Source organism: Aestuariivivens insulae (genome assembly GCF_022662195.1).
Classification (GTDB): Bacteria; Bacteroidota; Bacteroidia; order Flavobacteriales; family Flavobacteriaceae; genus Aestuariivivens; species Aestuariivivens insulae.
In genome coordinates, this window is record NZ_JAKMCS010000003.1 from 257,821 (window position 1) to 273,026 (window position 15,206).

10 protein-coding genes and 1 tRNA gene are annotated in these 15,206 nt (G+C 38.9%); 2 read left to right on the plus strand and 9 right to left on the minus strand.

The features are described 5' to 3' along the window. Positions 1-48: 48 nt before the first annotated feature. On the minus strand, positions 49-990 hold the full coding sequence (locus tag MR062_RS05420; RefSeq protein WP_242203072.1) for a ribose-phosphate pyrophosphokinase: 942 nt from the start codon (positions 988-990) through the stop codon (positions 49-51). Positions 991-1,255: 265 nt separating this feature from the next. On the opposite strand from MR062_RS05420, the gene MR062_RS05425 reads away from it, so the two are divergent. Beyond that, the gene (locus tag MR062_RS05425) at positions 1,256-1,450 is read left to right on the plus strand and encodes a GIY-YIG nuclease family protein (protein WP_242203073.1); all 195 of its coding nucleotides are present in this window, start codon (positions 1,256-1,258) and stop codon (positions 1,448-1,450) included. Between the two features lie 16 nt (positions 1,451-1,466). Next, a tRNA-Leu gene (locus MR062_RS05430) sits at positions 1,467-1,548 on the plus strand. A gap of 42 nt (positions 1,549-1,590) precedes the next feature. On the opposite strand, the gene MR062_RS05435 is transcribed toward MR062_RS05430, so the two are convergent. From MR062_RS05435 to MR062_RS05470, 8 genes are all read right to left on the minus strand, one after another. Then, positions 1,591-3,708, minus strand: coding sequence for a GDSL-type esterase/lipase family protein (locus MR062_RS05435; protein WP_242203074.1), 2,118 nt, complete (start codon positions 3,706-3,708; stop codon positions 1,591-1,593). A gap of 20 nt (positions 3,709-3,728) precedes the next feature. Beyond that, the gene (locus MR062_RS05440; RefSeq protein ID WP_242203075.1) at positions 3,729-5,123 is read right to left on the minus strand and encodes a sialate O-acetylesterase; all 1,395 of its coding nucleotides are present in this window, start codon (positions 5,121-5,123) and stop codon (positions 3,729-3,731) included. A 165-nt stretch (positions 5,124-5,288) separates the two neighbouring features. Next, positions 5,289-7,439, minus strand: a complete 2,151-nt coding sequence (locus MR062_RS05445; protein WP_242203076.1) for a glycoside hydrolase family 31 protein — start codon at positions 7,437-7,439, stop codon at positions 5,289-5,291. Positions 7,440-7,455: 16 nt separating this feature from the next. Beyond that, positions 7,456-8,277 (minus strand): glycoside hydrolase family 16 protein, encoded by an 822-nt coding sequence (locus tag MR062_RS05450; RefSeq protein ID WP_242203077.1) that lies wholly within the window; start codon positions 8,275-8,277, stop codon positions 7,456-7,458. A 16-nt stretch (positions 8,278-8,293) separates the two neighbouring features. Further along, the gene (locus tag MR062_RS05455; protein WP_242203078.1) at positions 8,294-9,880 is read right to left on the minus strand and encodes a sulfatase family protein; all 1,587 of its coding nucleotides are present in this window, start codon (positions 9,878-9,880) and stop codon (positions 8,294-8,296) included. A gap of 4 nt (positions 9,881-9,884) precedes the next feature. Next, positions 9,885-10,565 (minus strand): SGNH/GDSL hydrolase family protein, encoded by a 681-nt coding sequence (locus MR062_RS05460; RefSeq protein ID WP_242203079.1) that lies wholly within the window; start codon positions 10,563-10,565, stop codon positions 9,885-9,887. Positions 10,566-10,570: 5 nt separating this feature from the next. Further along, complete coding sequence (locus MR062_RS05465; protein WP_242203080.1) at positions 10,571-12,955, minus strand: alpha-L-fucosidase; 2,385 nt, start codon at positions 12,953-12,955, stop codon at positions 10,571-10,573. Between the two features lie 16 nt (positions 12,956-12,971). Further along, positions 12,972-15,200, minus strand: a complete 2,229-nt coding sequence (locus MR062_RS05470; protein ID WP_242203081.1) for an alpha-L-fucosidase — start codon at positions 15,198-15,200, stop codon at positions 12,972-12,974. Positions 15,201-15,206 lie beyond the last annotated feature (6 nt).

Below are 15,206 nucleotides of genomic sequence, written 5' to 3' on the forward strand. Positions count from 1 at the left end.
TATATATTAATTTAAATTATACTATTTTGGTAGCTGAGCACGTCGAAGCTACATTATAAATTTAGAGCTAATGGAACTGTTCTCATGTACACGATGCATGACATCGGCAAACAGATCGGCACAGCTTAACACCTTAATTTTATCACTTTCTTGTGATAAAGGAATAGAGTCTGTTACGATAAGCTCTTCCAGTTTAGAATTTTCTAAATTTTCATAAGCCTTACCAGATAATATAGGATGTGTACAAATAGCCCTAACACTTAAAGCACCGCGCTCCATCATTAAATCTGCCGCTTTGGTCAAGGTCCCTGCTGTATCTACCATATCGTCTACCAAGACTACATTCTTTCCTGTTACATCTCCAATCAATTCCATATGGGATATCACATTGGCTTTAGCCCGTTGCTTATAACAAATTACAACATCACTTTCAAGTGCCTTTGAGTATGCATAAGCTCTTTTAGACCCTCCCATATCTGGAGAAGCTATAGTTAAATTATCTAGGTTTAAACTCTTTAAATAAGGTAAGAAAATAGTAGAGGCAAACAGGTGATCTACAGGTTTTTCAAAGAATCCTTGTATTTGATCGGCATGTAAATCCATTGTAATGATGCGAGTTGCCCCTGCAGACTCTAGCATTTTAGCCACCAATTTAGCCGCAATTGGCACTCTTGGTTTATCTTTTCTATCTTGTCTTGCCCAACCAAAATAAGGTAATACTGCTGTAATATGTCTCGCTGAAGCTCGTTTGGCAGCATCGATCATTAACAACATTTCCATTAAATTTTCTGGCCCTGGGTTGGTTGAACCGATAATAAAAATACGTGTCCCCCTTATAGACTCTTCGTAAGATGGCTGAAACTCACCATCACTATACTTAGAAGTAATAACATTGCCCAGTTCTGTTCCAAAAGCTTTAGCTATTTTCTCTCCTAGAACTTTACTTTGTGTACATGCAAAAATTTTTGCTTCCGTAATTACAATTGGCATAGTTAACTTCTTGTTTTTAAGCGCACAAAGACGCATTATTTTTAACGAGGTGCAAATTTATACATTTATTTTAACCTAAAAAGTATATTGAATGCTATTTTTATGATTATTTCCAGAAAAATATATATTTTTGCTGTCCGAAATGCTCAAGTGGCGGAATTGGTAGACCTGTCTGCCGACAGGCAGGCGCGCTTCTTGAAAAGTTCTGATTATGTTTTATATTTATGCTATCTCAAGTTTAAAACGAAATTATATTTATGTTGGAATGACCACAAATCTTGAGGCTAGAGTTGAAAGACATAATCAAGGTAGAGAAAAAACTACCAAGGCTAACAGACCTTTAGAATTAATGTATTCTGAAGCCCTAGACGTTGAAAGACACGAAGCCAGAAAAAGAGAAATATATTGGAAATCTGGAATAGGCAAAGAAAAGCTTCGTTTAATTCGAGATAAAAGTTAAATTTGCACCTTACTAAGCTCAAGTGGCGGAATTGGTAGACGCGCTGGATTCAAAATCCAGTTTCTTCGGAAGTGTGGGTTCGATTCCCACCTTGAGTACAGACTAAAACCTCAACTAATTATTATTAGATTGAGGTTTTTTTATTTGATTAATTCGTCGTACCTCTCTCTAATAAATTGCCCCCAAACGCTATAGCCACCAGATTTTAAATGGATACCATCGCCACTATAGCATTGTTCTTTCAAGTTTCCATTATCATCAGAAAAAAACTGCTCCAAATTATAATAATATACCGATGGTTCATCTCCTAAATATTGAATGGATTCATGAATGTCATTATATTTTTTTCGTCTATCTGAATTTTTGTCCAATCCTGTGGGAAGTGGTCCCAATAATAATAATTTAGACTTGGGAAATGTTGCTTTGGTCAATGCGACAACCTTTATTATGCCTGCACTAATTTCCTGGGCTGTATTAAAAGGAAAATTATTGACACCAATGGTTAACACCACCAGTTTTGGAGATGCATAATTGTAATGGCCGTTTTTAATCCGCCAAAGCACATGTTCTGTTCTATCGCCAGATATCCCGGCCGAAATCCATTTCAAATCTTTAAAATAATTATCGGCTGCAGCCTGGCCCGGTTTATGGGTTGTAAAAGTACGGTTACCTCCCCAGCCCTGGGTTATGGAATTTCCTATCAGTAACAGATCAATATCCTTTGTAGCTTGGCATAAAGAATCGATATCCTTCATTTGGGACCACCAACCCTTACTTTTTTTCCAACCAGCTCCCGAACGGTATTCAGATCCTGGTGCCGGCAATACCGCAAAATTTATTTTTCTATTGGTAGCTCTTAATATAAAATCAACTATAGGCGTTGGGTTTTTTAAACTGTGTGGATGGTGCCCATTATTCTCTTTATATATGGCTTCTACCTGTCCGCCATAGTGTTGTATTGCTCTTACAAATGGCTCGGTATTTTCATCGGCTGGCACAATACTATCGGTTAACCCACAAACATGAAGCATGGGTATTCCTGCCGAAGCTATTGATTTTGTTTTATGAATGGGATCGCCCTGAAATGTCGCAACCAAACTATCCGACACTAAACCATAAACCTGTTTTAATTGCTCCCAATCTTCTGGGCTTCCTTTATAAATACCATCTCCCTTAGGCCAGCTTTTGACCTCTAGAACTGGCGCATCTGCATATATGCAGGCTACCTTTTCTGGGTTCTTTTCAGCCCAGTTATAGACCATTAGTCCGCCACGGCTCATGCCTTCCAAAATGACCTTCTTTGAAAATCCGTTGGTTGTCATAAATTCATAAAACGCATCCCATCGCGACACCGCTTCTGGCGCACCATATAAATTGGCTACGTCGCAATACGCAATATGGAAACCTCTTTCTAAAAGGGCTATATCGGTTTGGGGTTCATGTCCCCAAAACCTGGCTCTCATTACCCAAGGACGTTCCTCGGTCACGAATTTAGGTTCAACTATTTTACAATCAATTCCATTCCATTTAAAGTTGGTTTGTCTGTATCCATGGAAATTCTGTACCTGTTTATCTACGAACCGATCTAAAGTGATATTAAAATGATCTGAAATATCTTGTGTTACTGCTTCATAAATACGTCTCGCTATACGTGTTGCCCCCAATGAAGAAGGGTGTATTGTATCTGGCAAAAGATTAGGACTATCAATAAACAACTGATATAAATCTATAAGCTCGCTATTGGTTTCATAGGCCACCTTTTGTGTTAACGGAATAATTTTGTTTTTTATAACAGGATCCCAAATGCTTGTAGAATCCTTTAAAAAAGAAGGTATTGGAAGCAATAATACCACACGTACGTTACTATTCCTTTCCTTAAACGATTGTATGAGTGCTTTATAATCGGTTTCAAAATCGGTTTCTAAATACACCCTATTTTGTTGCTTGGAATCGTTTGTTCCCAATTTAATAAAAACAACATCAGGATTAAACGCTAAAGCTTCTTGATAAGCATCTGAATTCCAGTAAGGACGATCTCCTTTCTTTAAAAGTGTATTGCCACTAACCCCAAAATTTTTAACCTGATAATGTTCTCCAAGCAGGGCCTGCAATTGCTTAGGGTAGGCATTCATTTCACGATTTGCAATGCCCGAACCAAAAGTAATACTATCACCCACACAGGCAATCTTTATTAGCTCGTTGTCTTTACAACTGAAAAGAGCTAAAAAAAGCGCCAATAAAATAAAATGTTTACTCATAATTTTATCTAGATTAAATCTTATTCTATCCAAGTGTCGGTTTTAAATGCTGAAGCTGGCAATCCCGAAGCATTGAATAAATTTGGCAATGCATCGTCTGAAAACGCAAACCGAACAGCCACTGGATACTTAACCTTCTTTGCATACACCTCTACAACGTTCCCTATAATTTTTGCTTTCGCTGGATGAAATTCCTTATCTGCCCCTGCAATATAAAAAGCCTTTAGTTCTTCTCCTTTTGAGTTCAATCCGCCTTCGGCATGGTCAAAATAAATAATCGCTTTATTTCTCTTGATTTCCATTTGCTTGTATATAGGGCCACTATATACTACATGTTTAACCCCATAGGTTTTGGCCAAGGCCCAAAGTGCCAACCGTTTACCCACTTCCTGTTTATTTGTTGGATGGATATTTTTTAGATTTCCAATATCATTTGTTACGACCATTCCCGTATTTTTTACGGTTATCATGGTCTGTAACTGTGCATCTCTTACCAATGGCACATCGTCTTTAAAATCATTATATGCAAATGGTGCTATTTGCACAAAATAGAACGGAAGTCCCTTACCCCATGCATTTCTCCAGGTTTCTATCATAAGTGGCAGCGATTTATAATAGGATTTAGCATTTTGCCTGTTAGATTCCCCTTGATACCATAAGCATCCTGCTATATCAAAATTGGTAAACGGATGCACCATGCTATTATAGGTTACTCCAGGATCTCGAGGCCACCAAACATAGTCTTTAATTTTTTGAGACGCCGCTTTCAAGTCTGGATGTGCTTCAATTTGTGCTTTATCTATCCAGGTTTCAATAGGTGTTCCTCCCCAACTGGAATTAACCAAACCTATTGGAACATCTAATTCATTATGCAATTTTCGCCCAAAAAAATAAGCAACAGAACTAAAGTTCTTCATGGTTTCTGGCCTGCAGAACTCCCAAACCCCTTCTGCGTCATCTTGTTTATATTCCGACTTTTTTTTGTTTACGGAAAACAACCTTATTTTAGGATAATTTGCTGCTTTTATTTCCTGCTCGGCATTAACCAATCCCTTTAAAGGCGACCATTCCATATTGGACTGCCCAGAACAAAACCAAACTTCTCCTATCAGCACATTTTTTAGCTCCAATACTTCATGTCCTGTAATGGTAATGGTGTATGGTCCACCAGCTTTAGGTGTTGGTAACTTTAAAGACCATACGCCCTGATAAGCTTTTGTTGTAAAAGGTTCACTATGCCACGAAGCTGTTACTGTAATTGTTTCGGCCGCATTGGTTGTCCAACCCCATATAGTAGCTTCACTTTGTTGTTGCAATACCATATTGTTTGATAAAATGGAAGGCAACCATATTTTAGCATAAGTAAAGCTTGTAATTGACAGGGAACAAACCAACCCCAGAATTATTTTTTTCATATGTATATTAATATTGGTACTTGATTATGAAATAGTCTTTTGTTTAAGCCTTATAAGATTACTTATCATGTTCATCTAACAAAATATAATCCATCTCTTCATTATATAGTATATAGGACTCCCTATTCATACCTAACAATCTAGTTCATGCATTATTGGATGTTGTCATTTTTGAGTCATAAACTCCCACGCGACTTTTCTATTATAACCATAGGGCTTACCTCTTTCCGGTTTGGAGATACTTCCTATAAAGTGTCCAGATCTGTCTCTAACCACTTTAATCTCAACTTGAGAAAATTGTCCGTTCTCAAAATCAAAGCTCAGGCCATCGTCATCATACAAAGTAAACTGTCCTTCTTTATCGCCATAATGCCGAATAGTCAAATCCAGTTTTTCATCTGTCTTCGGCGCCCTATTTCTAGCTTCTGTCATAGGAATAATACTCCCATTTTTTACAAAAAGAGGAATCTTGTCCAATCCCGGTTCAATGGTGATTATTTCTTCTTCCCCTACAAATGCTCCAGTATAAAAATCATACCATTTGTCTTTGGGGAGCACTACTTCTCGGGACGTTTCACCTACAAACATAGGCGCTACCAAAATAGCATCTCCCATCATGTATTGGTAACGTACCTCTTTGGTTTTATGTCCTGCATAGGGATTATCGGTTCCATCCAGTTTCCCCTCTATCTTTTCGGTCTTAAACACAAATCCTTCCAACAATTGCATGGCCCGAAATGGTGGTATTCCTTCAAAACGATATCGGGCGAAAGAGGTATACATGTAAGGTAATAAACGCATGCGTAATTGTGCCACATCACGTACTTGCGCTTCTACTTCGGGGAATGACCAGGGTTTAGTCCCATCTGCCCAAGCATTTAACATGGCCATTGGCGAAAAGCAAACTGTTTGCATACGCCTTAACCATTCTTCGGCACTCTTTGAGGCACGCACCTCGGGAGTCCATAGCACCCCAATAAAGCTACTATTTATTAAGGCTGTTATAAAATCTTTATGGCTGTAATAATCGTCATAGATCACATATGGGAAGCTGCTGGCCCCTGCATTGGAAGCCCTAACCAAACTATAGGTACGCCGGTTCATCTCCTTAAACCATTTGGCTGTCATATTCTGCACTAAAAGCCCATATACTTGCCGCATTTCTTCTGCTGTTGTTCCTGAAGGAAATGTGGCTACATCTGGCCATAACCATTGATCGAAACCATCTACCTCATCAATTTTATAGCCACTAACCCCAATATCCAAATGGTTTTTATAAAAGTGTTCTTTAAATAAATGTCTTGTTTTATCTAGAGTTAAATCTGGTACAACTCCATTCCATACGGTATGCGATCCCGATAAAGGCTTAACCTTTGGATATAGACTGCCTACGGGAGACACGTAAGGATTTAACCATAAGTTAGCTCGTATCCCTTTATCTAGCAATGTACTGATGAATTTTTCAGGGTCTGGAAAACGTGTTTTCTCCCATTCAAAAGTACAGGGATAAGCCATAGATTGCCATCCGGGCTCCACTCCAATAAAGTCCAAAGGAAAATTATGATGCTCAAAATCGGCCACTTCGTTTAAAATATCCTTTGCCGAAAATAAGGTTGGAACACGCTGTGTAAAACCCAGTCCCCATTTTGGCGGTAAATAGCCTCCTCCTGAAAACAGATTATAGCGCTGCACGACTTCTAGCATGGAGTTGCCTCCAAAAACATACACTTCCGTTCCATTAGCCGGCACTAATATTTCAACTGCATCAGAATATGGCTGAGCCTCCCATTTGGGGTCTGAATTTCGATTTCTTAATACTGGCCTTTCATCGGCTTCGACACGCACACCTGTACCGGCATATACCGTTAAATAATTAGCAGCATCAATTAATACACCATAACCCTTTGTTGACACATAAAAAGGAACCGGGGCATGTGTACGACCTGAGTCACCATTACCATAATGGTCAACATGGAGATTTAAAATCCTTCCCCGCTGATTGTGTGTCTTAAAATTTAATCCTAATCCATAAAGTTCTTCTTCCTTTTCCAGAGGAAATCGTAAATAAGTTTTACCGCTAATGACTTCGGCACTTATTTTGGCTTTATCTAAAGGAAATGTTACATCCGAAAGGTTATCCAATGCCTTTACATCTGGCTTAACCTCTGCTGCCTTTAATAAACTAATATGTTGCTCGGCTCCTATTTTAGCTCGCCAAACACCATTGTGTATTTCATTCCATTCTAAGTTTTGAGCTATCATAGAATATGAGAACCATGTTGTCGTAAAAAGAAAAAATATCTTTAAGTTTTTCATCTGTTTTATAATAACTTCATTGATACACTTTCACCCAATCTATGATCATATTTACTGGAAGGTCATTAGGCTCAACATCACCTACCCAGGAACCTCCCAATTGCTGGTCGATTAATATGTAGAAAGGCTGATCGAACGGCCATTGGGTAGGATCGGCACCTTCTAATTTAGGGTAAGTATGTGCTATTTTACCGTTAACCGTAAACACCAATTGATCTGGATACCATTCCAATCCATAGGTATTAAAGTCGTCTGGATTTATATTTGCTGTTTTATAGTAAAGTGGATGTTCTTTCTGTTTGAGCTCCAAGGTATAATAGGAATGTACGGTTTGATAGACTATATTATCGAAATTGAGATGTTCCATAATATCAATCTCTCCATTTCTTGGGTACTTCCCGTACTTCTTTTGCTCTGCCAATAACCAGATGGCCGGCCAGGCTCCTTTTGCACTTTCCAATTTGGCTCGTATTTCAATTTTTCCATATTGAAAAGCAAACTTACCCTTGGAATAAATGCCTCCTGTTAAAAATGGCCGAGAATCGGCGATAGTATCTGGATTAACAATCCCCTTTAAGTGTAGTTTACCATTTGAAATGCTATAGCAATCAGGGCTATCGGACATGTAATTTCCCCAATCGGCTTTATTCGGAGGAATTTTTGCCCACTTTGTTGTATCAATATGTGATTGGTCAAAATGATCTTCCCACACCACTTGCCACTTCGATGTCTGCAAGGTATCCTTTTGAACGAAAATATACTCATCTGTAATAACTGATCGAGACGTATTACAGTTAACCAATACTAAGGCAAATAAAACAATTATAAATTTGGTCATGGGGCTACTCTTTTTTTTAATCACTATGAACTTTGGTTATCCAATCAATCTGTTTCCAGTGGTCTACCTCATCATTTTTCTGTGGTTTACCCGGTGTACTTCTTCCTTCCAGGATTTGCTTTTCCAATAAAGTCTTTAACTCGGTTACTTTTTCAGGGTGCTCTTTATAAATGTTTTGTGTTTCTCCTGGGTCTGTTACCAAATTATACAATTGAATCTCTGGTAATGTCTTTTCTTCCTTTGAGTTGGGCCTTGGAAAACTCCAACCACCAGAACCCGGAGCCATCACCAATTTGTAATCACCCTGCCGAATGGCAAAACTTCCATTTATAGAGCTATGAATGGTTGCCTTTCGCTTAAACTCCTGTTCATTATTCATTAATAACGGAAATAGCGAAAAACTATCTTCTGCTTCATTATCATTCAGCTTTGCATTTACAATATCGGCACAGGTTGCAAACAGATCTGTAGTACATATTGTTTTGTTCGAAACAGACCCTGCTTTTACTTTACTCGGCCATTTTACAATAAACGGCACACGATGGCCTCCTTCAAAAATATCGGCTTTGTGCCCTCTATAAATACTACTTGGATCGTGATCAAATGTTGCCAAAACCTCATAATCTGCTTGTGGCGAACAACCATTATCACTTGTAAAAATGACGATGGTATTATCCTCAATTCCCGCTTCCTGTATGGCTGCCTGCAATTGTCCCATATAGTCATCGACTTCCATCACAAAATCGGCATAAGGGTTTAACCCACTTTTACCCTGCCACTCCTCGGTTGGCAAAATAGGTGTATGGGGTGATGGCAGTGCCAGATATAAAAAGAATGGCTTTTCTTCTTGAGCCTGTTTCTTAATAAAATTAAACGACCTTCTAAAAAAGTTGGGCGTTACATCTTCATGAACAAAATCGGGACTTGTAGGCCCTTCCCGCCACCATGAGTATTTTGCCTTATTGACCGTTATGGTATCGGGTATAGCAGTTGGCATACCATTTTCAACATATACATAAGGGGCCATATCCAAGGATCCGGAATGTCCATAGGCATAATCGAAGCCTACATCGTTTGGCCCATTTGTTATAGGCTTTGAAAAATCGATATTTTTAAAGTCTCCTGGATCCCATCCATTTCCTAATAAGCTATCACTTTGTGTCTTTGCCCAATCCCATCCCAAATGCCACTTCCCTATAAAACCAGTGTAATAGCCATTTTCTTTAAGAAATGATGCTACTGTAGCCCTGCCATTCGGAATTAAAGCTTTGGAGGTTCCCGTTAGAACACCATTTTTGAGTTCACTTCGCCAATTATATCGCCCTGTAAGGATTCCATAACGCGTAGGTGTACAAACCGATGAAGAGGTATGGGCATCGGTGAATATTATACCATCAGCGCTCAATTTGTCCAAATTAGGTGTTTCTATTTTACCATTGGCATTAAAGGCCTTAACATCGCCAATCCCTAAATCGTCTGCCAGTACATAAACAATATTAGGAGGGTTTACAGTTTCCTGTTCTATCTCTTTTTTCTGTTTTTTATCACAAGAAACCTGTAATATACAAATGCAAAGTGCGACAATTATCAACTTTATTTTCATTCGCTTAAATTTTAGTCATTATTTGAGTTAATAAAAATTCTGATATTTTTTCGCCCAACTTCATATACCCCTCTTTGGTGTAATGGACATCATGGTCTCCTATGCCATATTCCTTATGAATAACTTTTGATGCCTTATATATATCGTTAACAACCACATCATATTTTCGCATAACTTTCTTAGCGGCCTTATTATATTTTTTAGCATCATTTGTATATCTTCCAGCCTCTTGATTAGGCACATAACTGGTTGTTACAAAAATGAGCTTTGCATTCGATTTTTTTTTAATCATCTGTACTATAGCCTCCAAATTATCGGCATACTCTTTCACTGTATAGGTAATGGTTCCGTTTATTTTGTCCCTGTTACCATACACTTTTGAATCGGGGTGCCTGTAACACAAATCCCAAAGCCCCCAATTAAACTGGATAATATCCCAATTGGTATCACCTATCCAAGCTTCAATGTTTTTTAACCCCGTACCTGTATGTTGTGCATTGCCAAGGTTATGCTCCACAACGGCTACACCTGATAAACTTTCCTTTACAAAAGGCATATAACCAATAGAAATAGAATCTCCTATGATTAGTATTTTGGGTTTGTCATCATAAAAACTACTTGTAACAAATACGGTTAACAGTAGTATTACGTAGATTAGTTTATATGGCTGCTTTTTTTGTCCCACTTTACCTAATTTACATTGAAAATACTAAAATTCTTTATCCGAGGTTCTCTATCACTCTTTAAAATTCTAAGTCTTAACCGACTAGCTTTCACCGTTTCAAACTGTATTATTCGTTTGTGCCCAATACTTTCTCCGCTATACAACAATTTCCACTTACCATCAACGAAAGCTTCCACAACATAGGCCCTTACACGTTCGCCATGAGTAATATCTTCCTGGATAATAATATGGTTGATTTCTGTGGCTTGCTTTAACTTAATGGTTAATTTGTTTCCTGTGCCAGATGTTGTTTTTAACGGGTTAGAAAATCGCCTTTTAATCTCATTGCCCCATTCTTTTAATCGTTTAACATCGGGCTCTGGTAACAGACCATCGGTATTAGGTGTTAAGCCCATAATAAGGGTTGAATTTCTGCCTACAGATTTGTAATACATATCCATTAAATTTTCCAAAGGGAAAATATGTGCTTCATCACCGGGTTCCCAAAACCACTCATGACGTCCATTATAGCCTCTTAAGGGTGCATCGGCCATGGCGGGCATCCAAAATTTGCCGTTAGGGTCGCCTTCTTTCAGTAATTGAAAACTATTAGTTGCTATATTCTTTCTAGCACTTTCTCCTGCACCTGTTGCTATATAAGGGAATGTTGCCCAACACGGATCGCCAACTGTTCCAGATTCGGATCCACCCCAACGTGCTTCTGCCAGTTGCCCGTTATGATAAAACAGGCAATTTGGCTGATACTGCCTTACTATAGGCAATACATCTGGGGCGCCATTATCGGGATGATCGGCACCACCATCAAACCAAATTTCAAAAAGTTCTCCATAATTGGTACACAGCTCCTTTACCATACCTTCTATCATCTGGTTATACCACTTCTGACGATTTTCCCGGAACGCACCTTCGCCATTGACCTTAAAGTCATGAACCCCTAAAAAGGAATTCCATCGGATACCTAAATAAATACCGGGCTTAACCCCATACTTTCTACAGGATGCTACAAAATCGGCTACAATATCCCCTTTACCGTCACGCCAGTTTACTGCCTTTAAGCAATAGGGATTAACATTGGATTGGTACAAGGCAAATCCGGTCTCGTGCGTTGCTGTTAATATGGCAAATTTAGCACCGGCATCCTTGGCCGCCTTAACCCATTGGTCGGTGTCCAAGTGTTTGGGATTAAAGATCTGATAATCGGGAACAGGATCTATCCTATTATTTCCTTGTCCGTATTTTACACCATCAAACACATGCAGATCATAGTGAAAAACCACGCCCATTTCTGCTTCTTGCCAAGCCAGTTGCCTACTGTTTGGTTTGGGATATGCTGTTTCTTCAATGGGGATAAAAACACTATAGGATTCGTTTCCTTTTTTGGCCGCAAGGCTTAATATTTTTGGTTTTCCGTTTTCATGATAAATAAAGGGTCGTTCCAAACGATCGGGAACAAGCATAGTACCATCTGCCATTTTTAACTTTTTGGGCATTAACACATATTCATTGGCCTTTTTCCAATGCACCCCATCTGGCGAGGTGACCATACCTATAAAGCCATGTGCATGAAAAACACCATAAAAACGGTCTCTACTTTCATCGTACCATACAGACATATCCTCGGTATCGATATAATCGATTACGGGCTCATCCATCATTTTAAAAGGTCCTGTAGGTGATTTTGAAACAGCAACTGCTTGATTTCTTATAAAACGTTTTTCATTGGGCTTATCACCTTTAACGATTAAATAATAGTTGCCATCTTTCCCTTTATCGATAGCTGGGTTTACGGTAAGTGTTGCTATAGGTCCCGAAGGCTCTATTAACGGGGCCTCCATACGCTTCCAAGGACCATTAATAGAACTGGAAACCGCCACACCGGCACGTTGGTTTGGGCGTAAAATTTTCCAGTTTGGATGGTTATAGCCTGTATGGGCTGTTTCTATGAGTTCTTCTTCTGTAAATTTTTTATCTCCCAAATTGGTCGCTATATAATACAGATAATAGTTCCCATCGAAATATTTTATTTTAGGGTTATGTGCTGTTATTGCATCCCATCGGTTATTACGAGCCCCTTCTAAAACCACCTCCTTAAATTGCCATGGGCCGGCGGGATTTTTAGAAATGGCATGTGCAATCTCAGAATGGGTAAGCCAACCTGTAAACCCATAGTCTTTTTTCCATCGGGCATAAAACATATGGTAAAGACCGTCCTTTCCTTTTAGTATTGAAGTTCCCCAATTGTAATAGCCCTCTGTTTTAAAAACATTATCGGCAGTTATGGGTTTGAAATTATCATATAAGCGCAATTCATCTGTATTCTTTTGAGCCCAACCTAGGCTAACTAAAAAGAATAAAACGACTATCACATTATATTTTACGATTTGCTCCATTCAAGCGTACATGTGTTCATTCAAATATATCCAACTCAGCAATAGCTGCTGTTTGCTTTCCTCCCGCAATAGCTTTAGACTCTATTCTAATAAATCTACCCACAGCTGTATTCTTAAAGTAATGACTTCTTTTTACAGGGTCATTGATTAGATTTCCAAACTCAAAGGCTTCAACTGTTTGCCATTGTTTACCATCCTCACTTACTTTAAAGGTTCCTTGCTCGATCATGCCCTCCGCATGTTTTGTTTGAGGGGTGTACGCAAAGCCTTTTAGGTTATAAGAACGTCCCAAATCGACAGTAAGATAATGTGCATCCCCTTTTGCTTCAGACTGCCAATAGGTATCTGGGTTTTCATCAAAAGCATCGGTTCCCGGATGTTTGTTGGCATCGCTATCGGTTCCAACAAGCTTCCAGTCAGTTTTCAAAATACCAAACACATAGGATGCTACGCTGCCCAATTCTTCCTTATCAATGGCAAGGGCTTTAACCTGGGTTGATGCTACAATTTCAGAATCATTAAATAATTTGGACAATTTTGTTGGTGTCGTTCCATCGGTTGTATAGCGGATCTCATATCCTGTGTTCAAATTATTAATGGCGTCTTCCCCATGCGGTTTCCAACCAAAATCATGCTTTTTGGGCGCGATATTAAGCTTACCGTCTAAGGTTCTTGAAATGGCCAATTGTGGGGGCCGCGTTTTATAATAATGCGCAGAAATATTTGAAACTGCAGGCACAAAACGTGATGCCGTAACTCGAATTCTAAATTTATTGGAAGTCACCTCCTTAAACCGCAGGATACTTTTATACCCCACATTGGTGGCTTTTGCAATTTCTTTCCAGGTATTATCGACCCAAGCATCAAGGGCATGTGCTTCAATACGTTCTCCATGCGTTGCTATGGCTTCCTGAAGCACTAGGCGGTTAATGGTCACAGGTTCTTGGGTGGTAATGATTATTTCATTTGAAGGATCCAACAATTCATAACTTTCCATGTCTGCATCCAACACTTTATTTGGTCCAGAGGCTCCTTCAAACAAGTTGGTTCCATAGGTCGCCTCTATACGCTGCCCCACTTCTTTTAGTACCTTAACATCTTCATCTGAAAAACGGCCATCTCTATTAGGTGGTATGTTCAATAAAAAAGTGGAATTCCCTCCTACCGAACGCTCGTAAATATCGAACACATCATCTGCACTACGTACATTTTGTTTATCATCGTCCCTATAAAACCATCCTTCGCGAATGGAGGTATTGGTCTCGGCTTGTTGGTAATGTAAAAACTTGGCATCATACAACTTCTCCCGGCTTCCTATATCTTCACCCGTAATATCGGCAAAGCTATTCATCTCATGCGGATTGGTTTTATACGGTATAACATTCCACTCGGTATCTCGTGTTCTACCCTCTTCGTTACCACACCAACGTATATCCTGTTTACCAAAAACAACAGCCTTTGGAGCTAAAGCGCTTATTAATTCCTTCCAGTCCAAATAATTGTATTTTTGCCCGCCTTTCCGTTTTGGGTGGGCGCCATCGAACCACACTTCATGTATGGGACCATACTCGGTAAGCAGTTCGAATAACTGATTTAGGAAATACTCATTATAATCGTCTACATTAAACGTAAAAGTTGTCTTATTGGCAAACGGACGTCCTTCAACAGGTCTAGGTATGGTTCGATCTGTATATTTACTTAAATTACCATAAAGGCCTTCTTTATTCTCTATTTGATATAAATCGGCTGGCGATAGGTACACACCTAACTTCAATCCATATTTTTGACAGGATTGTGACAGTTCTTTTAAAATATCACCTTTTCCATCTTTAAACCCTGTAGACATAATGCCGTGCTTGGTATAGCGACTTTGCCAAAGCACAAAGCCATCATGGTGCTTTACGGTAATGATCACCATCTTCATTCCGGCACTTTTCATGGATTCGCACCACTGGTCGGTATCTAAGGTTTTTAAATCGAAAATCTTAGGATCTTCCATACCATTGCCCCATTCCATACGAGTAAACGTATTAGGGCCGAAGTGTATAAACGCTATAAATTCATTTTTAAGTGCTTCATACTGATTGGGCGTAGGCACCACATGAGCCGCTTTTAATACAATGGAATCTTTAGATTCGCCTTCTTTAATTTCAATAGTATTATTGGTATTTAATACCAATCCTCTTTTTTGATTGCAAGAAACGGAAATCAATAAAACAATTAGTAAACTGGATAGTCTGTACATGGGTTA